Source organism: Streptomyces sp. NPDC030991 (assembly GCF_055571235.1).
The window spans coordinates 88,633-111,291 of the sequence record NZ_JBVIFR010000021.1 but is presented as its reverse complement, the minus strand read 5'-3'; the positions used below and the strand labels follow the sequence as shown (position 1 = coordinate 111,291).

The 22,659-nt window shown below is 72.8% G+C and carries 21 protein-coding genes and 1 riboswitch; of the genes, 6 read left to right on the top strand and 15 right to left on the bottom strand.

Annotated elements, in window-relative coordinates; genetic code table 11:
* Positions 1 to 3 precede the first annotated feature (3 nt).
* From ACZ45E_RS31465 to ACZ45E_RS31450, 4 genes are all read right to left on the bottom strand, one after another.
* A complete protein-coding gene (locus ACZ45E_RS31465; RefSeq protein WP_468227205.1) occupies positions 4 to 975 on the bottom strand; it encodes a YihY/virulence factor BrkB family protein in 972 nt (323 codons plus the stop codon).
* Positions 963 to 1,466, bottom strand: a complete 504-nt coding sequence (locus tag ACZ45E_RS31460; RefSeq protein ID WP_468227202.1) for a GtrA family protein — start codon at positions 1,464 to 1,466, stop codon at positions 963 to 965. Before ACZ45E_RS31460 ends, ACZ45E_RS31465 begins: the two co-directional genes overlap by 13 nt.
* Before the next feature lie 62 nt (positions 1,467 to 1,528).
* Positions 1,529 to 2,458 (bottom strand): decaprenyl-phosphate phosphoribosyltransferase, encoded by a 930-nt coding sequence (locus ACZ45E_RS31455; RefSeq protein WP_468227320.1) that lies wholly within the window; start codon positions 2,456 to 2,458, stop codon positions 1,529 to 1,531.
* 65 nt (positions 2,459 to 2,523) lie between these two features.
* A complete protein-coding gene (locus tag ACZ45E_RS31450) occupies positions 2,524 to 3,042 on the bottom strand; it encodes a phosphatase PAP2 family protein (RefSeq protein WP_468227199.1) in 519 nt (172 codons plus the stop codon).
* Between the two features lie 132 nt (positions 3,043 to 3,174).
* On the opposite strand from ACZ45E_RS31450, the gene ACZ45E_RS31445 reads away from it, so the two are divergent.
* Both ACZ45E_RS31445 and ACZ45E_RS31440 read left to right on the top strand, forming a co-directional pair.
* The gene (locus ACZ45E_RS31445; RefSeq protein ID WP_468227196.1) at positions 3,175 to 4,572 is read left to right on the top strand and encodes an FAD-binding oxidoreductase; all 1,398 of its coding nucleotides are present in this window, start codon (positions 3,175 to 3,177) and stop codon (positions 4,570 to 4,572) included.
* A 53-nt stretch (positions 4,573 to 4,625) separates the two neighbouring features.
* Positions 4,626 to 5,381: a decaprenylphospho-beta-D-erythro-pentofuranosid-2-ulose 2-reductase gene (locus tag ACZ45E_RS31440; RefSeq protein ID WP_468227193.1), complete on the top strand. Its 756-nt coding sequence runs from the start codon at positions 4,626 to 4,628 to the stop codon at positions 5,379 to 5,381.
* Between the two features lie 24 nt (positions 5,382 to 5,405).
* Here the strand turns inward: ACZ45E_RS31440 and ACZ45E_RS31435 are convergent, their stop codons facing one another.
* The 3 genes from ACZ45E_RS31435 to ACZ45E_RS31425 all read right to left on the bottom strand — a co-directional run bounded on the left by ACZ45E_RS31435 (position 5,406) and on the right by ACZ45E_RS31425 (position 8,641).
* Positions 5,406 to 5,990: a 2'-5' RNA ligase family protein gene (locus ACZ45E_RS31435; RefSeq protein WP_468227190.1), complete on the bottom strand. Its 585-nt coding sequence runs from the start codon at positions 5,988 to 5,990 to the stop codon at positions 5,406 to 5,408.
* 58 nt (positions 5,991 to 6,048) lie between these two features.
* Complete coding sequence (trpS, locus tag ACZ45E_RS31430; protein ID WP_468227187.1) at positions 6,049 to 7,062, bottom strand: tryptophan--tRNA ligase; 1,014 nt, start codon at positions 7,060 to 7,062, stop codon at positions 6,049 to 6,051.
* A gap of 103 nt (positions 7,063 to 7,165) precedes the next feature.
* The gene (locus tag ACZ45E_RS31425) at positions 7,166 to 8,641 is read right to left on the bottom strand and encodes a glycine hydroxymethyltransferase (protein ID WP_468227184.1); all 1,476 of its coding nucleotides are present in this window, start codon (positions 8,639 to 8,641) and stop codon (positions 7,166 to 7,168) included.
* 21 nt (positions 8,642 to 8,662) lie between these two features.
* A riboswitch (ZMP/ZTP riboswitch) is annotated at positions 8,663 to 8,749 on the bottom strand.
* Positions 8,750 to 8,878: 129 nt separating this feature from the next.
* Here ACZ45E_RS31425 and rocD point away from each other — a divergent pair.
* On the top strand, positions 8,879 to 10,084 hold the full coding sequence (rocD, locus tag ACZ45E_RS31420) for an ornithine--oxo-acid transaminase (RefSeq protein ID WP_468227182.1): 1,206 nt from the start codon (positions 8,879 to 8,881) through the stop codon (positions 10,082 to 10,084).
* 65 nt (positions 10,085 to 10,149) lie between these two features.
* Here the strand turns inward: rocD and ACZ45E_RS31415 are convergent, their stop codons facing one another.
* From ACZ45E_RS31415 to pdxR, 3 genes are all read right to left on the bottom strand, one after another.
* Positions 10,150 to 11,349, bottom strand: a complete 1,200-nt coding sequence (locus ACZ45E_RS31415; RefSeq protein WP_468227179.1) for a glutathionylspermidine synthase family protein — start codon at positions 11,347 to 11,349, stop codon at positions 10,150 to 10,152.
* A 6-nt stretch (positions 11,350 to 11,355) separates the two neighbouring features.
* Positions 11,356 to 11,724, bottom strand: a complete 369-nt coding sequence (locus ACZ45E_RS31410) for a hypothetical protein (RefSeq protein ID WP_468227176.1) — start codon at positions 11,722 to 11,724, stop codon at positions 11,356 to 11,358.
* Between the two features lie 106 nt (positions 11,725 to 11,830).
* Complete coding sequence (pdxR, locus tag ACZ45E_RS31405; protein ID WP_468227173.1) at positions 11,831 to 13,252, bottom strand: MocR-like pyridoxine biosynthesis transcription factor PdxR; 1,422 nt, start codon at positions 13,250 to 13,252, stop codon at positions 11,831 to 11,833.
* Positions 13,253 to 13,298: 46 nt separating this feature from the next.
* Between pdxR and ACZ45E_RS31400 the strand changes: the two genes are divergently transcribed.
* From ACZ45E_RS31400 to ACZ45E_RS31390, 3 genes are read left to right on the top strand one after another with little or no spacing between them, the layout of a single operon-like run.
* On the top strand, positions 13,299 to 13,781 hold the full coding sequence (locus ACZ45E_RS31400; protein WP_468227170.1) for a carboxymuconolactone decarboxylase family protein: 483 nt from the start codon (positions 13,299 to 13,301) through the stop codon (positions 13,779 to 13,781).
* Entirely contained in the window at positions 13,778 to 14,230 is a 453-nt protein-coding gene (locus tag ACZ45E_RS31395) for a carboxymuconolactone decarboxylase family protein (RefSeq protein WP_468227167.1), read from the top strand. Before ACZ45E_RS31400 ends, ACZ45E_RS31395 begins: the two co-directional genes overlap by 4 nt.
* On the top strand, positions 14,224 to 14,979 hold the full coding sequence (locus ACZ45E_RS31390) for an isocitrate lyase/PEP mutase family protein (RefSeq protein WP_468227164.1): 756 nt from the start codon (positions 14,224 to 14,226) through the stop codon (positions 14,977 to 14,979). Before ACZ45E_RS31395 ends, ACZ45E_RS31390 begins: the two co-directional genes overlap by 7 nt.
* Positions 14,980 to 15,074: 95 nt before the next feature.
* Here the strand turns inward: ACZ45E_RS31390 and ACZ45E_RS31385 are convergent, their stop codons facing one another.
* The 5 genes from ACZ45E_RS31385 to ACZ45E_RS31365 form a co-directional block, all read right to left on the bottom strand.
* Positions 15,075 to 16,046 (bottom strand): ABC transporter substrate-binding protein, encoded by a 972-nt coding sequence (locus ACZ45E_RS31385; protein ID WP_468227162.1) that lies wholly within the window; start codon positions 16,044 to 16,046, stop codon positions 15,075 to 15,077.
* Between the two features lies 1 nt (position 16,047).
* On the bottom strand, positions 16,048 to 18,012 hold the full coding sequence (locus ACZ45E_RS31380) for an ABC transporter permease (RefSeq protein WP_468227159.1): 1,965 nt from the start codon (positions 18,010 to 18,012) through the stop codon (positions 16,048 to 16,050).
* A gap of 1 nt (position 18,013) precedes the next feature.
* Positions 18,014 to 19,369, bottom strand: coding sequence for a quaternary amine ABC transporter ATP-binding protein (locus ACZ45E_RS31375; protein WP_468227156.1), 1,356 nt, complete (start codon positions 19,367 to 19,369; stop codon positions 18,014 to 18,016).
* Positions 19,369 to 20,919, bottom strand: a complete 1,551-nt coding sequence (locus tag ACZ45E_RS31370; protein WP_468227153.1) for a GMC family oxidoreductase — start codon at positions 20,917 to 20,919, stop codon at positions 19,369 to 19,371. The genes ACZ45E_RS31375 and ACZ45E_RS31370 overlap by 1 nt, the downstream gene beginning before the upstream one ends.
* A 64-nt stretch (positions 20,920 to 20,983) precedes the next feature.
* The gene (locus ACZ45E_RS31365; protein ID WP_468227150.1) at positions 20,984 to 22,594 is read right to left on the bottom strand and encodes an aldehyde dehydrogenase family protein; all 1,611 of its coding nucleotides are present in this window, start codon (positions 22,592 to 22,594) and stop codon (positions 20,984 to 20,986) included.
* Positions 22,595 to 22,659 lie beyond the last annotated feature (65 nt).

The following is a 22,659-nucleotide window of genomic DNA, read 5'->3' as shown; positions in this document are numbered from 1 at the left end:
CGCTCAGCCTGCCGCGGGGGTCCTTTCGGGGCCCGCCCCGGGCGCGGCCGAACTCCCCCCGGCGCTGTCCGCGCCGGTCTCCTCGGAGCTGTCGGACCCGGGGCCCGCCGCCTCCCGCTCCCGGGCGTCGGCGCGCCCCGTCGCGGTCCACGCCGCGCAGAACAGCACCAGTTTCGCCGTGAAGTTGATCCAGAGCAGCAGGGCGACCGGCGTGCCGAACGCCCCGTACATGCTCTTCGCCGCGACGCCCTTCATGTAGCCGCCGAGCAGCACCTTCAGCAGCTCGAACCCGGCCGCCCCGATCAGCGCCGCCGTGACCAGGTCCCGCCGCGGCGGGTGCACCCCGGGCAGCAGCGTAAGCACGTACAGCAGCAGCAGGAAGTCCGCGAGGACCGCGATGCCGAACGCCAGGAGCTGCAACAGCGCCCCGCCCCAGCCCTCTTTGTCGAGCCCCAGCTGGTCCGCGGTCCAGTCCACGGCCGTGGCCGCCACCGTCGACGCGGCCAGCGACGCGAGCCCGGTGCCGCCGAGTCCCATCAGCACCCCGGCGTCCCTGAGCTTGCGCAGGAACGGGTTCTCGTCGCTGTCGGGCAGCTCCCACACCGTCCGCAGGCACTCCCTTATGGAGCCGACCCAGCCGACACCGGTGAACAGCAGCAGCGCTCCGGCCACCAGCCCGATCGTCCCCGCGTTGTCGATGAGCGCCCCGAGGTCCAGCTGGTCCGCGATGCCCGGGATCTGATCGCTGATCTTCGACTCGAGCTTCTTCTGCTGTCCGGTACCGAGCGTGCCGGCGGCGACCGCCGCGCCCACGGTGATGAGCGGGAACAGCGCCAGGAAGCTGATGAAGGTCATCGCGGCCGCCAGCCGCGCCCAGTACACCTCGTCGAGCCGTTCGTAGGCGTGCCAGGCGTGGGTCCGCATCAGCCGGGCGAACCACGGCCCGACAACGGGGAGTCTCTTCAGCCAGTCCATGATCCCAGCCTGCCCCGATCGACCGGTTCGACCGGTTCGATCTCTCTCGCCCCGGCCGGCCGCCCGTCGGCCGGCCTCCCGCTCGGTCTCGCACCGAAGGCCAGGGTCCGGGTACCCCAGAACCGCACCATCGTGGCCAGTACCATCCCCACACCGGCGCCCGAGACCGTGTCCGCGCGCGGCGAGGTGAGCCCCAGCGCGTAGTGCGACACCCCGATGCAGGCCAGTTGGACCAGTGCCCCGGCCACGTTCACGGCGAAGAACACCCCGTACTGCCGCAGCCGCGACACCCCGGCCGTCCGCCCGCGGTACGTCCCGAGCGCGTTCCCGAGGTACGCCACCGAGCAGCCGGCCAGGAAGGACAGCGCCTTGGCGGAGACCGGGTCCATCCCGGCCGGCCCGCGCAGCCACACGAACAGGCCCAGGTCGACGGCGTACGCGCAGAGCCCCGCGGCCGCGAACCCCAGCAGCTCGGGACCGAGCCTGCGCACGCGCGCCCGCACCCCGCGCCGCGCGTCCGCCGCCTCCCCCGCCCGCGCCGCGCCCCGGCCCCTCACCAGTCCGCGACCGCCAGTCCGTACATCGCCACCCACACGAGGCCGATCACCGCCAGCGCCCGGTCCCGGAGCACCACGTCCTCCGGCTCGCCCGCCGTGCCCCGGTCGGCGAAGACCGCGTATCTGAGGACCGCGACGATGAACGCCACCATCGACAGCTGCCGCCACGGCAGCAGGCTGCTGCGGGCGACACCCCCCTCCTCCATCGCCCACAGGCAGTACGCGAGCACGGCCACGCCTGCCGCCAACTGCCAGACGAAGCGCAGGTATCCGCTCGTGTACTCGGTGAGGAGCGCGCGGGTGGCCCCGGCCTTGCCCGCCATCTGGACGGCCTCGGAGTACCGCTTGGCCGAGACCATGAACAGCGCGCCGAACCCGGTGGTGATCAGGAACCAGCGCGACAGCGGGATCCCGAGGGCGAGCCCGCCGATCATCGCCCGCATCAGGAACCCGGTGGTCACCACGATCAGGTCGACGACGAGTACGTGCTTGAGGCTGACGCAGTACGCCAGTTGCATCCCGACGTAGGCGGTCAGCAGGGCCGCGGTCGCCGGGTTGCACAGCGCCGCCGCGGCCGCGGGGGCGAGCACGGCGAGCGTCGCCCCGGCCGCGTAGGCGACCGGCACGGGGACAAGGCCCGCGGCCACGGGCCGGTTGCGCTTCACCGGGTGCGCGCGGTCCGCCTCGGCGTCCCGCGCGTCGTTGATCAGGTACACCGCCGAGGCCGCCGCCGTGAACAGCAGGAAGACGAGGACCAGTTGGGCCAGCGCGTGGCGGGTGAACAGTTCGCCCGCCGCCGCGGGAGCGGCCACCACCAGAACGTTCTTCACCCACTGTTTCGGCCGCGCCGTCCTGATCAGCCCGGCGGGCAGTCCGAGCGGCGAGGCCCCGGCCGGGGACGGCACCGGGCCGGGCGGCAGCTCCATGACCGCCCCCGCTGTCGCGTCCTCCGCCGCCCCGCGCGGCGGCTCCGCCCGCTCCACGCGCTCCGTCACCGCGCCTCGCCCCCGGTCATCCAGCGCGCCCCGAGCCGTGCCGTGAGCGCGCCGAGCGCCGCGCCCGCCGCGACGTCGGAGGGGTAGTGCACGCCGACCACCATCCGCGAGACGCAGACCGCGGCGGCCAGCGGCGGCACGAGCCGCGCGGCCGTCGGCCCCAGCGCCCCGTAGGCGACCGCCGCGGCGGCGGCCGAGGTCGCGTGCGAGCTGGGGAACGAGTGCCGGCCCGCGGTCCGCACCAGCGGCTCGGTGCCCGCTCGGGCGGGTGGCCGCGGTCGGCGCACCACCCGCTTCACTCCCATGCTGGCCAGGTGCGCCCCGGCGGTGAGGGCCGTCCCGCGCAGCCACGCCGGGCGCCGCGCACGGTCGGCCGCGGCGCCCACCAGGCCCGCGGCCAGCCACAGGGCCGCGTGTTCACCGGCCCAGGACAGCGCGCGCGCCGTCGCGGCGACGCGCCGGTCGGTGCCGCAGTCGCGCAGTGCCGACAGCAATCGGCGATCCATGTCGTCCATGTGGCTCACTCTGGAGTCCAGGACCGTCGCATCACCGGTTATTTAGTATGACACTCCCACAATCACCCATTTCGGTGAGAGACTGTCAGGTTTAGGGTGAATCACCCCTCTTGTGGCGATACGGTCACGTGCATGGCTGCCGACCCTGTCTCCGCGCCCGTCTCCGCGCCCCCGGGATACGACACCGTGCCCGTCACCGGCTGGGGCCGCACCGCCCCCACCTCGGCGCACCTGGTCCGCCCCCGCTCCTACGAGCAGACCGTCGCGGCGATCCGGGAGTGCGCCGCACCCGGCCGCCGCGGCGGCATCGCCCGGGGCCTGGGCCGGGCCTACGGAGACGCGGCGCAGAACGCGGGCGGCGCCGTCCTGGACATGACCGGCCTGGACCGGATCCACGCCATCGACGCCACCGGCGGCACCGTGCTCTGCGACGCGGGGATCTCGCTGCACCGGCTGATGGAGGTGCTCCTCCCGCTCGGCTGGTTCGTCCCGGTGACCCCGGGCACGCGCTATGTCACGGTCGGCGGCGCGATCGGCGCCGACATCCACGGCAAGAACCACCACGTCCGCGGGTCCTTCTCCCGGCACGTCCTGGCACTGGAACTCCTCACGGCCGAGGGCGAGATCCGCATCGTCGAGCGCGGCAGCGAACTCTTCGACGCCACCGCCGGCGGCATGGGACTGACCGGTGTCATCCTCACCGCGACCGTCCAACTGCTGCCCGTCGAGACCTCGTTGATGTCTGTCGACACCGAACGCGCGGCGGACCTGGACGATCTGATGGCCCGCCTCACCGAGACCGATCACCGCTACCGCTACTCGGTCGCCTGGATCGATCTGCTGGCCCGCGGCGCCGCGATGGGCCGCGCCGTCCTCACCCGCGGGGACCACGCCCCGCTGGACGCCCTGCCCGCGCGCGCCCGCCGTGCCCCGCTGGCCTTCCGTCCGGGCCGGCTGCCCTCCGCCCCCTCCTTCCTCCCGGAAGGTCTGCTGGGCCGCACGACCGTCGGTCTCTTCAACGAGCTGTGGTACCGCAAGGCTCCCCGGTCCCGCGTCGGTGAGATCCAGAGACTGTCGACGTTCTTCCACCCCCTCGACGGCGTCCCGCACTGGAACCGGGTCTACGGCCGCAGCGGCTTCGTGCAGTACCAGTTCGTCGTCGGCCACGGGCAGGAGGAGGCCCTTCGCCGTATCGTGCGGCGCATCTCGGAGCGCGGCTGCCCGTCCTTCCTCGCGGTGCTCAAACGCTTCGGTGACGGGGACCCCGGCTGGCTCTCCTTCCCCATGCCGGGCTGGACCCTCGCCCTCGACATCCCAGCCAACCTCCCGGAGCTGGGCGCGTTCCTCGACGAGCTGGACGAGGAGGTGGCGGCCGCGGAGGGGCGCGTCTACCTCGCCAAGGACTCCCGGCTGCGCCCCGAGCTCCTTGCCGCCATGTATCCGCGGCTGGCGGAGTTCCGCGCGCTGCGGGCCCGGATGGACCCGCGCGGCGTCTTCCGGTCCGACCTCTCCCGACGACTGAACCTCTGAGCGCGCCCCCACCGCGCACCCCGACCTTCGCCCCCCTTTGGAGTGTGGATTTCATGAAGGACGCCTTCGGTGCCCCCCAGTCCCTGCTGATCCTCGGCGGCACGTCGGAGATCGCGCTCGCGACCGCCCGCCGGCTCGTCGCCCGGCGCACCCGCACCGTGTGGCTCGCGGGCCGTCCGTCACCCGCCCTGGAGAGCGCCGCCGAGCACCTGCGCGGCCTGGGGGCCGACGCTCGTACCGTCCCGTTCGACGCCCTGGACTCGGAGTCCCACGAGGTGACGCTCGGCAAGGTCTTCGCCGAGGGCGACATCGACATGGTGCTGCTGGCCTTCGGTGTCCTCGGTGACCAGGCCCGCGACGAGGGCGAGCCGCTGGCGGCGGTCCGGGTCGCGCAGACCAACTACACCGGCGCCGTCTCGGCCGGGCTGATCTGCGCGCGGGCGTTGCAGACCCAGGGGCACGGTTCCCTGGTCGTACTGTCGTCGGTCGCGGGCGAGCGGGCCCGCCGCGCCAACTTCATCTACGGGTCGAGCAAGGCGGGGCTCGACGCCTTCGCGCAGGGGCTCGGGGACGCGCTGCACGGCACGGGCGTCCACGTCATGGTGGTGCGGCCCGGGTTCGTGCGGTCCAAGATGACGGCGGGCATGGAGGAGGCGCCGCTGGCCACCACCCCGGAGGCGGTGGCACATGCCATCGAGACGGGGCTGCGGCGCCGGTCGGAGACGGTCTGGGTGCCGGGAGCGCTGCGCGTGGTCATGTCGGCGCTGCGGCACGTGCCGCGGCCGCTGTTCCGCAGGCTCCCCGTCTGACGCCGCCCGGGCTCCGCCCGGCGCTCAGCGCGCGGGCTGCCTGCGGCCGCGCGTCGTGCGGTCGGGCTTCTGCCCGGGGAGCGCCGGCTTGCCGAAGGTGAAGTCCCGCAGCTTGCGCCAGATGCCGTCCTCGCCCTGCTCGTAGAGGGCGAAACCCTCGCACGGCCAGGCCGCCTCGTAGTCGGCGAGCTCCTCGAAGGCGTGGTCCATCGCCTCCTCGGCGATGCCGTGCGCCACGGTGACGTGCGGGTGGTACGGGAACTGCAGCTCGCGGGCGACGGGCCCGGACGCGTCGCGCACCTGCTTCTGGAGCCAGGCACACGCCTCGGCACCCTCGACGACCTGCACGAACACCACGGGTGACAGCGGCCGGAACGTCCCCGTCCCCGAGAGGCGCATCGCGAAGGGGCGCCCCGAGGCCGCCACCTCCGACAGGTGCGTCTCGATCGCCGGGAGGTCCCCGGCCGCCACCTCGGTCGGCGGGAGCAGGGTGATGTGCGTGGGAATCCCGTGTGCCGCAGGGTCGCCGAAGCCCGCACGCCGCTCCTGGAGCAGGCTGCCATGAGGCTCCGGGACCGCGATCGAGACACCGATCGTTACGGTCCCCACGTCGTACTCCTGTCGTCGGGTGGCGGGCGTGCGGGCAAGGCGTGCGGCGGTCGCGGGTTCAGTGCTTGGCGGGCAGGAAGCCGACCTTGTCGTACGCCTGGGCGAGAGTCTCGGCGGCGACGGCCCGCGCTTTCTCCGCGCCCTTGGCCAGGATCGAGTCGAGCGTCTCGGGATCGTCCAGGTACTCCTGGGTGCGGGTCCGGAACGGCGTCACGAAGTCCACCATGATGTCGGCCAGGTCCGTCTTGAGCGCACCGTACATCTTGCCCTCGTACTTGTGCTCCAGTTCCGGGATACCGGTGCCGGTGAGGGTGGAGTAGATGGTGAGCAGATTGCTGACGCCCGGCTTCTTCTCCGTGTCGTAGCGGATCACGGTGTCGGTGTCGGTGACCGCGCTCTTGACCTTCTTGGCCGTGACCTTCGGCTCGTCGAGGAGGTTGATGAGCCCCTTGGGGGTCGACGCCGACTTGCTCATCTTGATCGACGGGTCCTGAAGATCGTAGATCTTGGCCGTCTCCTTCAGGATGTACGGCGCCGGGATCGTGAAGGTCTCCCCGAAGCGGCCGTTGAAGCGCTCGGCCAGGTCGCGGGTGAGCTCGATGTGCTGGCGCTGGTCCTCGCCGACCGGCACCTCGTGGGCCTGGTAGAGGAGGATGTCCGCGACCTGGAGCACCGGGTACGTGAACAGGCCGACCGTGGCGCGGTCCGTGCCCTGCTTGGCGGACTTGTCCTTGAACTGCGTCATACGGCTCGCCTCGCCGAACCCGGTGAGGCAGTTCATGACCCAGCCGAGCTGCGCGTGCTCGGGGACGTGGCTCTGGACGAACAGCGTGCAGCGGTCCGGGTCGAGGCCGGCGGCCAGCAGCTGGGCGACGGCGAGCCGGGTGTTCGCCCGCAGCTCCTTCGGGTCCTGCGGGACCGTGATCGCGTGCAGGTCCACCACCATGTAGAAGGCATCGTGGGACTCCTGCAACGCCACCCACTGGCGCACCGCGCCGAGGTAGTTGCCGAGGTGGAACGAGCCTGCGGTGGGCTGGATACCGGAGAGCACGCGGGGACTGTCAGAGGCCATGCCCCTCATTGTCTCAGGTGTCTCTCCCAGCTCGGGCACAGGTACGCGCCGTGGCGCCCGCGTCCGGGGCGGGTCCGTCCCGGACGCGGGCGGCGGGCCGGGCTCAGGTGAGGTCGACGGCCGGGTAGAGCGGGAAGCCGGAGAGCAGGTCGGCGGCGCGGCGCGCGACCTCGTCGGCGGTCTTGGGCTCCAGGACGTGCTGCGCCTTGGAGGGGGCGCCCTTGCCGGTGGTGCCGGGCTCGGTGGCCGTGAGGACACGGTCGATGAGCGCGGCGATCTCGTCCATCTCGGTGGCGCCGAGGCCCCGGGTGGTCAGGGCCGGGGTGCCGATGCGGATGCCGGAGGTGTACCAGGCGCCGTTCGGGTCGGCGGGGATCGCGTTGCGGTTGGTGACGATGCCGGAGTCGAGCAGCGCGGTCTCGGCCTGCCGTCCGGTCAGGCCGTAGGAGGAGGCCACGTCGATCAGGTTGAGGTGGTTGTCCGTGCCCCCGGTGACCAGGGTCGCGCCGCGCCGGGTGAGGCCCTCGGCGAGGGCGCGGGCGTTGTCGACGACGGCCCGGGCGTAGTCGCGGAAGTCGGGGCGGCGGGCCTCGGCGAGGGCGACGGCCTTGGCGGCCATGACGTGCGGGAGCGGGCCGCCCAGCACCATCGGGCAGCCGCGGTCGACCTGGCCGGCGAGCGAGTCGTCGCACAGGACCATGCCGCCGCGCGGGCCGCGCAGCGACTTGTGGGTGGTCGTGGTGACGATCTGGGCGTGCGGTACCGGGTCGAAGTCGCCGGTGAGGACCTTGCCCGCGACGAGACCGGCGAAGTGCGCCATGTCGACCATCAGCGTCGCCCCGACCTCGTCGGCGATCTCCCGCATGACGCGGAAGTTCACCAGGCGCGGGTACGCGGAGTAGCCGGCGACGATGATCAGCGGCTTGAACTCGCGGGCGGTGGCGCGCAGCGCCTCGTAGTCCAGGAGGCCGGTGGCCGGGTCGGTGCCGTAGCTGCGCTGGTCGAACATCTTGCCGGAGATGTTGGGCCGGAACCCGTGGGTGAGGTGGCCGCCGGCGTCCAGGGACATGCCGAGCATGCGCTGGTTGCCGAAGGCCTGCCGCAGCTCGGCCCAGTCGGTGTCGGAGAGGTCGTTGACGCCCCGCACGCCGGCCCGCTGGAGGGCGGGGGCCTCGACGCGGTCGGCGAGGACGGCCCAGAAGGCGACGAGGTTGGCGTCGATGCCGGAGTGCGGCTGGACGTAGGCGTGCCGGGCGCCGAAGAGCTCGCGGGCGTGCTCGGCGGCGAGCGACTCGACGGTGTCGACGTTGCGGCAGCCCGCGTAGAAGCGGCGGCCGACGGTGCCCTCGGCGTACTTGTCGCTGAACCAGTTGCCCATCGCAAGCAGCGTGGCCGGGGAGGCGTAGTTCTCGCTGGCGATCAGCTTGAGCATCTCGCGCTGGTCGGCGATCTCCTGGCCGATGGCGTCGGCGACCCGCGGCTCCACGGCGCGGATCACGTCGAGGGCGCTGCGGAAGGCGACGGACTCGGTGGACAGGGCCGGGGAGACGGCGGAAGCGGAAGGGGTGGGCTCCGACATGACGGACCTCCGGGAGGGTGCACGGTCGGCCCAGGCGCACGGCACACAGTTCGCGGGCCGCTCCCCGATGGTCGGTCCCATCCCAGCGCGCCAGTCACGGCCCGGGAATCACAGTACCCGGCGCGCCGGTGCGGAGGTTTCCGCGTCCATGATGCGAGCGACGATAGGAAAGGGCCACAAGCCCGCCTCCCGCGGTAAAAGCCGCAGGGCCTTCAGAGCCGTAAGAACGGAGATCCCGTGACTACCACTGACGCAGCGATCACCCGGGCCGAAGCGCACAGCGCGCACAACTACCACCCGCTGCCCGTCGTGATCGCCACGGCGGAGGGCGCGTGGATGACGGATGTCGGGGGGCGCCGCTACCTGGACATGCTCGCCGGGTACTCCGCGCTCAACTTCGGCCATGGCAACCGGCGGCTGATCGACGCCGCCAAGGCCCAGCTGGAGCGGGTCACCCTGACCTCCCGGGCCTTCCACCACGACCGGTTCGCCGAGTTCTGTACGCGCCTCGCCGAGCTGTGCGGCATGGAGACGGTGCTGCCGATGAACACGGGGGCGGAGGCGGTGGAGACCGCGGTGAAGACCGCCAGGAAGTGGGGGTACCGGGTCAAGGGGGTGCCGGACGGCCGGGCGCGGATCGTGGTCGCGGGCGGCAACTTCCACGGCCGCACGACGACGATCGTCAGCTTCTCCACGGACGCCGAGGCGCGCGCGGACTTTGGCCCGTACACGCCGGGCTTCGACATCGTCCCCTACGGCGATCTGGCGGCGCTCCGGGACGCGGTCACCGAGGACACCGTGGCGGTCCTCCTCGAACCGATCCAGGGCGAGGCGGGGGTACTGGTGCCGCCGGCCGGGTACCTCGCGGGGGTCCGGGAGCTGACGCGCGAGCGCGGCGTGCTCTTCATCGCGGACGAGATCCAGTCGGGGCTCGGCCGCACGGGGCGGACGTTCGCCTGCGAGCACGAGGGCGTGGTGCCCGACATGTACGTGCTGGGCAAGGCGCTGGGCGGCGGTGTCGTGCCGGTGTCCGCGGTGGTGGCCGGCCGTTCGGTGCTGGGGGTCTTCCGGCCGGGCGAGCACGGGTCGACGTTCGGCGGCAACCCGCTGGCCTGCGCGGTGGCGCTGGAGGTGATCGAGATGCTGCGCGGCGGGGAGTTCCAGCAGCGGGCCACGGAGCTCGGTGATCACCTCCATGCCGAGCTGGGCCTGCTGGCCGGGACGGGCAAGGTGACCGAGGTGCGCGGCCGCGGGCTCTGGGCGGGGGTGGACATCGATCCGGCGTACGGGACGGGCCGGGAGATCTCGGAGAAGCTGCTGGAGCGGGGGGTGCTCGTCAAGGACACCCACGGCTCCACCATCCGGATCGCCCCGCCGCTGGTGATCAGCAAGGAGGACCTGGACTGGGGGCTCGACCAGCTCCGTGCGGTGCTCGGCGCCTGACCGGGGACTGACCGGGGACTGACCAGGAGCTGACCAGAGGCTGACCAGGGTCTGGCCGGGGCTTCTCAGAGGATGACGTGGGGCAGGAAGCGGGCGTACTCGTCCGTGACCGGGCCCGCGGACTCGCGGATGCCGAGGCCCGCCGCCTCGTTCGCCACGACCCAGGCGCCGAGCACCACCCGGTTGCCGTCGAAGTCGGGAAGGAGCCTCAACTCCTGGTAGCAGCAGGCTTCTTCGCGGCGGCCCTGACCGGCCGGGGCGGCGGCCGGTCCGTGCAGCGTGACCCCGGCGCCTTCCCGGCCGAGCAGCGGCTTGGCCACGTACCCGGTGGTGCGGGCGAGTTCGCGCGGGCCGTCCAGGTAGGCGGGGAGGAGGTTCGGGTGGCCCGGGAAGAGCTCCCAGAGCACCGCGAGGAGCGCCTTGTTGGAGAGGAGCATCTTCCAGGCGGGTTCGATCCACAGGGTGGTGCCCGTGCCGCCGCCGTTGTCGAGCGTGTCCAGGACGTGGGGGGCGAAGCGGTCGGTGGTCAGCCACTCCCAGGGGTAGAGCTTGAAGCAGCCGCGGATGAAGCGGAGTCCCAGGTCGACGAAGCGGCGCGACAGCGGGTCCCAGCCGATGTCCTCCACGGAGATGGCCCGCGTGTCGAGGCCCGCCTGTTCGGCGGTCTCGCGCAGGTAGGCCACGGTCATCAGGTCCTCACCGAGCTCGTCGGCGGCGGAGTGCGCGAAGTACAGCGGGCTGCCGGGCGGCAGGAGGCCCGCCTGCTCGCGCCACGCCTCGACCAGCCGCTCGTGGAGGGAGTTCCACTGGTCGGCGCCGGGGAAGCGTTCCTCCATCCAGAACCACTGGGGTCCGGCGGCCTCCACGAGGGAGGTGGGCGTGTCCGCGTTGTACTCCAGGAGCTTCGCCGGGGCCCCCGTACGGCCGTCGTAGTGCAGGTCGAACCGGCCGTACACGGAGGGGAGTTCCGCGCGCCGCCGCCAGGACTCGCGGACGAGTGACGCGAGGCGCGGGTCGGTGATGCCCAGGTCGGCGAGGCGGTCCTCGGCGACGAGGTGGCCGGCGGCGGCCAGGCACATCGCGTGCAGCTCCTCGACGACGTCCTCCAGCGCCTCGATCTCGGGCAGGGAGAACGAGTAGTAGGCGCTCTCGTCCCAGTAGGGGCGCAGGGAGTCGTCCGGGTAACGGGTGAGCGGGTAGATCAGCCCCTGCTGCTCGACAGTCTGCTGCCAGCCGTCGCGGGGCCGGATGGTGTGGCGCCGCATGCCGGGTCAGCCGCCCCCGGAGCCGGAGCCCGAGCAGCCGAAGCCGCCCCGGTCGACGGCCTCGCTGCGGCTGAAGGTGCCGTCGTCGGCGCGGCGGCCGCTGACATCGGCGTCGTAGTACCAGTCCCCGTCGACCTTGCCCGCGCGGGCGGTCCCGGCGCCGGACTTGCGGCCCTTGCCGGAGGTGCCCGTCCCCGAACCGCTCTTGCAGTACTGGTCGCTGACGACCTTGTAGCCGTTGACCGTGTCGTAACTGTCGCGGTCCACGCAGCGCCGGTCCGGGTCGGAACCGCAGGACGTCAGGGCGGTGGCGAGCACGCCCATGCCGCCGAGTACCACCGTGCTCGACCGCAGCCGCCGTCGTTTCTCCGCCATCTGTCCGTCTCCCCCGTCTGCGCGTACCCGTGTGCGCCGCGCCGGCTGTCAGCGTAGAAGGGCGGGCCGGCCGCCCGCACGGCGGCTCCCCGCCGTCGCCCCTCCGTCAGGGCAGTACCCGGCAGAGCGCGTCCAATGCTCCGGCCCAGGCGTGGTCGGGCGGGGTGCCGTAGCCGACGACCAGGGCGTCGCGGGCGGTGGCCGGGTCGGTGGCGTCCTCGTGGCGGAAGCTGGACAGGCCGGCGACGCCCAGGCGGTGCCAGGCGGCGGCCCGGACCACGGACTGCTCGGTGCCGGGCGGGAGCCGCAGGACCGCGTGCAGCCCCGCGGCGATGCCGGTGGCGCGGACGGCGGGGGCGTGTTCGGCGAGGGCGGCGACGAGTTGGTCGCGGCGCCTGCGGTAGCGCAGCCGGGCGCCGCGCAGATGGCGGTCGTAGGCGCCCGAGTCCAGGAACTCGGCGAGGGTCAGCTGGTCGAGGACGCCGCACGACCAGTCGCTGTCGCCCTTGGCCGCGATCACCTCGTCGGTGAGGGCGGCGGGCAGCACCATCCAGCCGAGCCGCAGCCCGGGGGCGAGGGACTTGCTCGCCGTGCCGAGGTGGACCACCCGGTCGGGGTCGAGCCCCTGGAGGGCGCCCACGGGCTGGCGGTCGTAGCGGAACTCGCCGTCGTAGTCGTCCTCAAGGACCAGCCCTCCGGTGCGTCGCGCCCAGTCGACGACGGCGGCCCGCCGGTCCGGGTGCAGGGGGACGCCGACCGGGAACTGGTGGGCAGGGGTCAGCAGTACGGCGCCGCCCGCGTGCGGCTCCAGCGCCCCGGTGTCCGCGCCGAGTCCGTCGACGGGGAGGGGGCGGGTGCGCAGCCCCGCGCGGGTCAGGACGTTCCAGTGGATGTCGAGGCCGTAGCCCTCCACGGCGATGTCGCGGACGCCCCGGCGGCGCAGCACCTCGCCGAGGAGCATCAGCCCCTGCACGAAACCGGCGCAGATGACGATGTGGTCGGGGTGGGCGTGGACGCCCCGGGCGCGGGCCAGGTAGCCGGCGAGGGCCGTGCGCAGTTCGGTCCTGCCGCGCGGGTCGCCGTAGCCGAGGGCCTCGTTCGGGGCCGCGGTCAGGGCGCGCCGGGAGGCCCGGAGCCATTCGGCGCGGGGGAACGAGGCGAGGTCGGGGGTGCCGGGGTGCAGGTCGTGGCGGAGCGCGCCCGGGGTGCGGCGCTCGGGGGCCGGGGCGGGGCGGGGGGTCTCGACGGGGCGTTCGGCGACCCGGGTGCCGGAGCCTTGGCGGGCGGTGAGCCAGCCCTCGGCGACGAGGTCGGCGTAGGCGTCGGCGACGGTGTTGCGGGCGATGCCGAGGTCGGCCGCGAGGGTGCGGGAGGCGGGCAGCCGGGTGCCGGGGGCGAGGCGGCCGCCCCGCACGGCGTCGCGCAGGGCGTCGGTCAGGCCGCGGCGCAGGCCGGGGCCGGTGGGCTCGATGTGGAGGTCGATGCCGAGTGCCTGCCGGGAGGGCGAAGTGGCCCAGGTTTTTGCCATGTAAATGGACCATACCTCTGGGCTAATCCATTCGTAGGGTCGAAGCATGACGACATACATGCACGAGCACACGCCGCGACTCGCCTGGTCCGAGCACGCCCCCGAGGTCTTCAAGGCGATGGTGCGGCTCGACGCCGCGGCCCGTCAGGGGGTCGACCCGGTGACGTACGAGCTGGTCAAGATCCGCGCCTCGCAGATCAACCGCTGCGCGCTCTGCCTGGACATGCACTCCAAGGACGCGCTGGCCGCGGGCGAGAGCGTGGAGCGCATCATCCAGCTCGCCGCGTGGGAGGAGTCGAAGCACTACTACACGGAGAAGGAGATCGCCGCGATCGAGCTGACCGAGGCGATCACCGTGCTCACGGACGGATTCGTCCCCGACGAGGTGTACGAGAAGGCGGCGGAGCTCTACGACGAGAAGGAGCTGAGCCAGCTGATCGCGGCGATCACCACGATCAACGCGTGGAACCGGTTCGGGGTCTCCACCCGCCAGGCGCCCGGACACTACAAGGCGGGCGACTTCAAGTGAGCGCCCGTACGACGGTGTTGGACGCCGGGGTCCGGGACGCGATGGTCGCGCTCGGCGCGGCCGCGAAGAAGGGGCTCGGGGACCCGGCCCTCGCCGAACTGGTGATGATCCGGGCCTCGCAGCTCAACGCGTGCGCGTTCTGCCTGGACATGCACGTCGGCATCGCCGTCGAGAAGCACGGCGAGTCCCCGAAGCGGATCGCCCTGCTCGACGCCTGGCGCGAGGCCGGGGAGGTGTACAGCGAGCGGGAGCGGGCGGCGCTCGCGCTGACGGACGCGGTGACGGTGCTCACCGGGGGCGGGTTCGTCCCCGACGAGGTGTACGACGCCGCCGCCGAGCACTTCGGTGAGGCCGAACTGGCCCACCTCATCGGGGTGATCACCGTGATCAACAGCTGGAACCGGCTGATGGTCAGCCGCCGCATCGAACCGGGAGGCCCCGCATGGTGACACCCGACAGGCCCCAGGACTCCGCGCGCCCCGTGGACGTCCTGCGCGCCCTGCACCACGACCGCACCCCGGGCGATCCGCTGGTCCTGCCCGGGCCGTGGGACGCGGCGAGCGCGCGGGTCTTCGAGGAGGCCGGGTTCCCGGCTCTGGCGACGCCGAGCGCGGGGGTCGCGGCGTCGCTCGGGTACGAGGACGGGCAGACACCGGCGGACGAGATGTTCGCCGCCGTGGCCCGGATCGTGCGGTCGGTGTCGGTGCCGGTCTCCGCCGACATCGAGGGCGGTTACGGGCTCGCGCCGAAGGAGCTGGTGGAGCGGCTGCTGGAGACCGGGGCCGTCGGCTGCAACCTGGAGGACTCGGCGACGGGCCCCGGCGCGGCCCTCACGGACCCGGCGCGGCAGGCCGACTGGCTGGCCGAGGTGCGGGCGGCGGCCGGTGACCGGATCGTGCTCAACGCGCGGATCGACACGTTCATCAGGGGCGTCGGCGACCCCGTCGCGGAGACGATCGAGCGGGCGCGCCGGTACGTGGCCGCGGGCGCGGACTGCGTGTACCCGATCGGGGCGCCGGCCGACGCGCTGCCCCGGCTGCGGGCCGGGATCGAGGGGCCGGTCAACGTCGGGGCGCCGCCCGGCGGGCCTTCCCCGCGGGAGTGGGGCGAGCTGGGGGCGACGCGGATCACGTTCGGGCCCGGCCTCCAGCGCCGGGCGACCGCCGCGCTGCGCCAGATCGCGGCTGACCTGGCCTGATCCACGCGCCGGGCCGCCCGCCCGGGCATGACCGGCGCATGACTGTGCCGGGTGCCCCCGTCAGGAAAGGCACCCGGCACAGAGAACCTGCCCGGCTATCGGGGCAGCCACGCCTCCCAGGTGGCGCGGTGCTTGTCGATCCACTTCTTCGCCGCCTCGTCCGGCGAGAGTTTCTGCTCGGCGATCATGAGGGAGACCTCGTTCTGGTCCTCCGTCGTCCAGTGGAACTTCTTCAGGAGGGCCGCGGCCTTCCCGCCGGCCTTGGCGAAGTCGGCGTTGAGGTACTTCTGCAGCGGGGTCTGCGGGTAGGCGCAGGTGACCTTCTCCGGATCGGCGTCGCAGCCCTCCTTGTACGCGGGCAGCTTCACCTCGGTCATCGGGACCTTCTTGAAGAGCCACTGCGGCTGGTACCAGTACGTCAGGAACGGCTTCTTCTGCTTGGCGAACTGCTTGATCTGGGTGATCTGCGCGGCCTCGGAGCCGGAGAAGACGACCTGGTAGTCCAGCTTCAGGTTCTGGACCAGCGCCTTGTCGTTCGTGACGTACGACGGGGAGCCGTCCAGGAGCTGGCCCTTGCCGCCGCTCTCGGCGGTCTTCAGCTGGTCGGCGTACTTGTTGAGGTTCTTGTAGTTCGTGACGTCGGGGTGCTGCTCGGCGAAGTACGTCGGGACGAACCAGCCGATGTGCCCGGTGACGCCGAGGTCGCCGCCGTTCTCGATGGTCTTCTTGTCCTTGACGTAACGCTGCTCCTGGTCGGGGTGGCCCCAGTCCTCCAGGATCGCGTCGACGCGGCCCTGGCTGAGGGCGTCCCAGGCGGGGACCTCGTCGACCTGCACGGTGTCCACGCGGTAGCCGAGCTCGTGCTCCAGGAGGTACTGGGCGACGGCGACATTGGCCTGGGCGCCGACCCAGGACTGGACGGAGAGGGTCACCGTCCTGGCGCCCTTGGCGTTGGCGTACGGGGACGCCTGCTTGGTCATGTCGGCGGCGCCGCAGCCGGTGACGGCGAGCAGGACGCCGGCCCCGGCAACCGCCGTGAGAAGCCTGCCTGTTCGGTTCGTACGCATGTCAGGCCCCCTTTCCGGTGCGGACGCGGCGTTCCGTCGGCTGCGTCACCCGGTCCAGCATCAGACCGAGGCAGACGATCGCGGCGCCCGCGACGAGCCCCGTCGCGAGGTCGCCCTGGGCGAGGCCGAAGACGACGTCGTAGCCGAGCGCGCCACCGCCGACGAGGCCGCCGATGATGACGACGGCGAGGACCAGGACGACGCCCTGGTTGACGGCGAGGAGCAACGCCGGGCGGGCGAGCGGGAGTTGCACCTGGCGCAGTTGCTGGCCGGTGGTCGCGCCCATCGAGCGGGACGCTTCCAGGGCCGCCGGGTCGACCTGGCGCAGCCCCTGCGCGGTGATGCGGACGACGGCGGGCAGCGCGTAGACCACGGCCGCCGCGGCGGCGGGGGCACGGCCGACACCGAAGAGCGCGACGACCGGGATCAGGTAGACGAACTGCGGCATCGTCTGGAAGACGTCGAGGACGGGGCGCAGGGCGCTTTCCAGGCGGTCGCTGCGGGCGGCGGCGATACCGACGGCGAAGCCGATGACCAGGGTCACGGCGACGGCGGCGAGGACCTGGGAGAGCGTGTCGAGGGACGGCTTCCAGACGCCGAGCACGCCGATCGCGGCCATGGCGAGCACGGCGGTCAGGGCGGTGCGCCAGGTGCCGATCAGCCAGGCCAGCGCGGCGACGATCAGCAGCACCGACCACCAGGGCAGCCAGGTCAGGCCGGAGCGCAGGGGGTCGAGGATCCAGGTGGTGAAGTGCCCGGCCCAGTCGGCGGTGCCGCCCACGTAGGGGACGCCGGTGTAGAGGTGGTCGGTCATCCAGTCGACGGCGTCGTTGACGGGAGCGGCGATGTTCGCGACCCACGACTCCGGCCAGTCGAGGCGGTCCGCGAAGCGGGCCGCGAGGGCGACGACGACGGTGCCGAGCGCGACGACGCCCCACTTCCAGTGCGCCGGGGCCTCGTGCGAGCCGAGCCGTTCCCCGGCCGCGCCGGTGATGCGGTCGAGGACGACGGCGAGCAGCACGATCGGGATGCCGGCGGCGAGTGCGGCGCCGACGTCGACGGAGGCCAGCGCCTGGTAGACGCGGTCGCCGAGGCCGCCCGCGCCGATGACGGAGGCGATGACGGCCATGGAGAGCGCCATCATGATCGTCTGGTTGAGGCCGAGGAGCAGCTCCTTGCGGGCCAGCGGCAGACGGGCGGTCAGCAGGCGCTGGCGGCCGGTCGCGCCGAGCGAGGCGACGGCCTCCATGACGCCGCCGTCGGCGGAGCGCAGGCCGAGCGCGGTGAGGCGGGCCATGGGCGGGGCCGCGTAGACGACGGTGGCGAGGACCGCGGCGGGTACGCCGATGCCGAAGACCAGGACGACGGGGAGCAGGTAGGCGTAGGCCGGGAAGACCTGCATCGTGTCGAGGACCGGGCGCAGGACGCGGTGCATGCGGTCGCTCAGGCCCCCGGCGAGGCCGAGTGCGGCGCCGAGGACGACCGAGACGAAGACGGCGACCACCATGAGCGCCAGCGTCTGCACGGTGGGCACCCACATGCCGAGGGCGCCGCACGCGAGGAAGGCGAGTACGGCGCAGGTGGCGAGCCGCCAGCCGGCGACGCGCCAGGCGATCAGACCGGCCGCGGCCGTGACGCCCGCCCAGCCCGCGGCGAGCAGCACGAGGTAGACGGCGCGGATCGAGAGGACGATCGCGTTGCTGATGTGGCCGAGGAAGTAGAGGAACAGCGGGTGGCTGTCCCGGTTGTCGATGATCCAGTCGCTGGCCTTGCCGAGCGGTTCGGAGACGTCGACGGTGAGGGCGTCGGGCCAGGTGCCGCTGGACCAGCGGGCGTTGAGGATGGGCGCGATCACCGCGGCGGCCACGGCGAGCAGCAGGAGCTTGCCGAGTACGCGGTTGCGGAGCGCGCCGCGCCAGCGGGAGGCGGTGCCGTCGGCGGGGCCGACGGAGACGGCAGCTGTCATGTCAGACCGCCTCCTCGCCACCGGGACGCGGGGCCGCGGGCGTGGGTGCGTCGGGCTCGGCGCCCTGCGTCTCCCGGGGCCCGGCCTCCGCGCCGCGGGGGGCCGCGGGCTCGGCGGCGGGGGTGGCGTCGGGCCGAGCCGCTGCCGGTTCGGCGGCCGCGCCACTCGCCTCCGGGGCGGGTGCCGGCTCGGCGGCCGCGCCACTCGCATCCGGGGCGGGCACCGCTGCCGCTGCCGGCTCGGTCGTCCCGTGGGCCGGTGCCGGGCCGGTCGTCGGGGCGGTGTCCGTGCCGGCCACGACGCCGAGGAGGCGTTCGTGGTCGACGACACCGACGCACCGGCCGTCGTCCATCACCCGCACGGCGAACCCGCTGCGCGCCACCGCCTCGATCGCCTCCGACACCGTGGCGTCGGGGGCGAGCTCGGGGCCGCGGGCGGCCTCGTCCGCGTCGGCGGGGCGCATGGCGCGCCGGACCGTCATGACCTGTTCGCGGGGCACGTCGCGGACGAACGCGCGGACGTAGTCGTCGGCGGGCGCGGCCACGATCTCCTCGGGGGTGCCGAGCTGCACGATGCGGCCGTCACGCATCAGGGCGATACGGTCGCCGAGGCGCAGCGCCTCGTTGAGGTCGTGCGTGATGAAGACCATCGTGCGGCCCTCCTCGCGGTGCAGGCGCACGACCTCCTCCTGCATGTCCCGCCGGATCAGCGGGTCGAGCGCGCTGAACGGCTCGTCGAAGAGGAGGACCTCGGGGTCGACGGCGAGTGCGCGGGCGAGCCCCACCCGCTGCTGCTGGCCGCCGGAGAGCTGACCGGGGCGGCGCGCCTCCAGACCCTCCAGGCCCACCTTCGCGACGACCTCCATCGCCTTCGCCCGGCGCTCCGCGCGCCCGACGCCCTGGATCTCCAGCCCGTAGGCCACGTTGTCGAGGACGGTGCGGTGCGGCAACAGGCCGAAGTGCTGGAAGACCATGGCGGCGCGGTGGCGGCGCAGGGCGCGCAGCCGGCTCTTGTCCATGGCGCGGACGTCCTCGCCGTCGATGGACAGGGAGCCGGAGGTCGGTTCGATGAGGCGGGTCAGGCAGCGCACCAGCGTGGACTTGCCGGAGCCGGAGAGGCCCATCACGACGAAGACCTCACCGCGTCTGACGTCGAAGGAGACGTCGCGCACGGCGGCGGTGCAGCCGGTGCGGGAGCGCAGTTCGGCGGCGTCCAGGCCGGCCAGTTCCGCGTCGTCCGGGACGCGTTCGGGCCTGGGGCCGAACACCTTCCACAGGTTGCGGACGGCGAAGACGGTCTCGGCGGAGTCCGGGCCCGCCTGCGGAGCGGGGTCCTTCACCACGGTCTGCGTACTCATCACGCGTCACCACCCAGCAGCTCGGCGCACTTCTCCCCGACCATGAGCACCCCGATCATCGGGTTCACCGCGGGCATCGTCGGGAAGACGGACGCGTCGGCGATTCGGATGGACTGCAGCCCGCGGACCCTCAACTCGGGGTCGACCACCGCGAGTTCATCACTCCTTGCGCCCATCCGACAGGTTCCGGCCGGGTGGTAGACGGTGTGGGCGACCTTGCGGGCGTACTCGCCGAGCTCCTCGTCGCCGGTGACGTCCGGGCCGGGGCACACCTCGCGCTTGAGCCAGCCGGCCAGCGGCTGCGTCTTCGCGATCTCGCGGGCGATGCGGATGCCGTCGACGAGGGTCCGCCCGTCGTAGTCGTCCTCGTCGGTGAAGTAGCGGAAGTCGAGGGCGGGCTTCTCCTCGGGGTCCGCGCTGGTCAGGTAGAGGCGGCCGCGGCTCTTCGGCTTGGGGATGTTCGGCGTCATGGAGACCCCGTGCTCGGGCCTGACATACCCAAGGCGCTCCGGGTTGTCCGTGAACGGGATCTGGTAGAAGTGGAACATCAGGTCGGGCCCGGCGGCCTCGGGGTCGCGCTGGACGAACAGGCCGGCGTCGCTGTCCATCGCGCTGTTGTCGGGGATCGGCCCGTCCGTCTCCCAGACGATGACCGACTCCGGGTGGTCGAGCAGGTTCTCGCCGACGCCCGGCAGGTCGTGCACGACGGGGATGCCGAGCTTCTCCAGGTCGGCCCGGGGACCGACACCGGAGTGCAGCAGCAGGCGCGGCGTGTCGACGGCGCCGGCGCACACGACGACTTCACGGCGCGCGGAGATGAGCTTCTCCGCGCCGTCCTTGGTGCGGACGTGGACACCACGGGCGCGCACGCCGTCGACGAAGTCCAGCTTGTACGCCCACGTCTCCAGCAGCAGCGTCAGGTTGGGGCGGTCGCCCGCCTCCATGTGGGGGTGGAGGTACGCCACCGAGGCCGACGAGCGCTTGTTGTTCTCCGGGTGGTACGCGAGGTCGAAGAAGCCGACGCCGTCCTTGAACGGGCCCTTGTTGAAGCCCTCGACGCGCGGCACGCCGGTCGCCGTCCGCGCGGCCTCGACGAAGTCGCGGGCGATGGCGTTGCGGTCCTTCTCGTCGACGGCGACGATGTTGTTGCGCAGCTTGGCGAAGTAGGGGTCCATCGCCTTGTGGTCCCAGCCCTCGGCGCCGGCCTCGGCCCACTCGTCCCAGTCGCCGGGCAGCGGCTTGAACGAGATGAGGGTGTTGTGCGACGAGCAGCCGCCGAGCACCTTGGCGCGGCTGTGCAGGATGTGCGAGTTGCCGCGCGGCTGCTCGGTCGTGGTGTAGCCGTAGTCGAGGTCGCCGCCGAGCAGGCCGAGCCAGCGGCGCAGGGTCAGCACGTCGTCGCGGTCGATGTCGCTGGGGCCGCCCTCGATGACGGCGACGGTGACGTCCGGGTCCTCGGTGAGCCGGGAGGCGATCACCGATCCGGCGGTGCCGCCGCCGACGACCACGTAGTCGTACGTGTTCTCGGGCAGTTCGGGGTTCTCAGGCATGCGTCAACTCCAAGGCGTCGCAAAGTACTTCGCGTGATGAGGGCGTGGGTCCGCCCGGGCGGGCTCAGCCCGCGAACCACCGCACCGGCTTCGGCGCCAGGTTCTGGTAGATGTGCTTGGACTCGCGGTACTCGGCAAGGCCGGCGGGGCCGAGCTCCCGTCCCACACCGCTCTTCCCGAAGCCGCCCCACTCGGCCTGCGGCAGGTAGGGGTGGAAGTCATTGATCCAGACGGTGCCGTGGCGCAGCCGCCCGGCGACCCGTCGGGCGCGGCCCGCGTCGGCGGTCCACACGCCGCCGGCCAGTCCGTACTCGGTGTCGTTGGCGAGGGCGACGGCCTCGTCCTCGGTGCGGAACGTCTCGACGGTGAGGATCGGCCCGAAGGTCTCCTCGCGCACGACGCGCATCTCGCGGTGGCACTGGTCGAGGACGGTCGGCTCGTAGAAGTAGCCGGTGGCGGGCCGCACCGCGCTCGCCTCCGGCCGCTTGCCGCCGCACCGCAGCACGGCGCCCTCGGCGAGGGCGGACGCGACGTAGGACTCGGTCTTGTCGCGCTGCTGCTCACTGACGAGCGGGCCGCACTCCACGCCGTCCTCGGTGCCGCGGCCGAGCCGGATCCTCTCGGCGCGGCGGGCGAGTTCGGCGACGAAGCGTTCGCGTACGGACTCCTCGATGATGAGGCGGGCGCCCGCGGAGCAGACCTGGCCGCTGTGGATGAACGCGGCGTTGAGGGCCTGGTCGACGGCGGTGTCGAAGCCGTCCTCGGTCTCGCAGGCGTCGGCGAAGACGACGTTCGGGTTCTTGCCGCCGAGCTCCAGGGCGACCTTCTTGACGTCCGCGGCGGCGGCCTGGGCCACCTTGGTGCCGCTGACCAGGCCGCCGGTGAAGGAGACGAGGTCGACGTCGGGGTGGTCGGCGAGGCGTGCGCCGACCGAGGCGCCGGGGCCCGTGACGAGGTTGGCGACACCGGCCGGCAGCCCGGCCTCGACCAGCAGCTCGATCAGCACGACCGTGGTCAGCGGGGTGATCTCGCTCGGCTTGACGACGAAGGTGTTGCCCGCGGCGAGCGCCGGGGCGATCTTCCAACTCGCCTGCAGCAGCGGATAGTTCCACGGCGTGATCATCGAGCAGACGCCGACCGGCTCGTGCACGACGACGCTGTGGATCTCCTCGGAGCCCGCGTCGACGACGCGTCCGGCGCCCTCGCCGGTCACGAGGTCGGCGAAGTAGCGGAAGGCGTCGGCGACGCAGTCCACGTCGACGCGGCCCTCCTCGACGGTCTTGCCCGCGTCCCGGCTCTCCAGGAGGCCGATCTTCTCCCGGTCGCGGACGAGGAGGTCGGCGACGCGGCGCAGCAGCGCGGCCCGCTCGGCGACGGGCGTTTTCGGCCACGGCCCCTCGTCGAAGGCGCGCCGCGCGGCGGCTATCGCGGCGTCCGCGTCCTCGGCACCGCCCTCGGCGATCACCGCGAACGGCTCGGCGTCCGCCGGGTCGAGGATCTCGCGGGTGGCTCCCGAGGCGGCGGCGCGCCACTCTCCGCCGACATGGATGGTGCGTTGTACTGACACGTCCTGCTTTGCCTTCCGTTCCGGTTCTCTCCCCCGAGCACCGCAGATGACCTCTCGGCGCGCTCTGCCGTGATGCCGGATGCCCCTGCCCTGAGGGGCGGAAAGCATGCGGGTTCCGTGGCCGAAAGTGCGCCGCGTCACCGCGCGCGCCGGGGAAAGAGCCGAAACGTCCC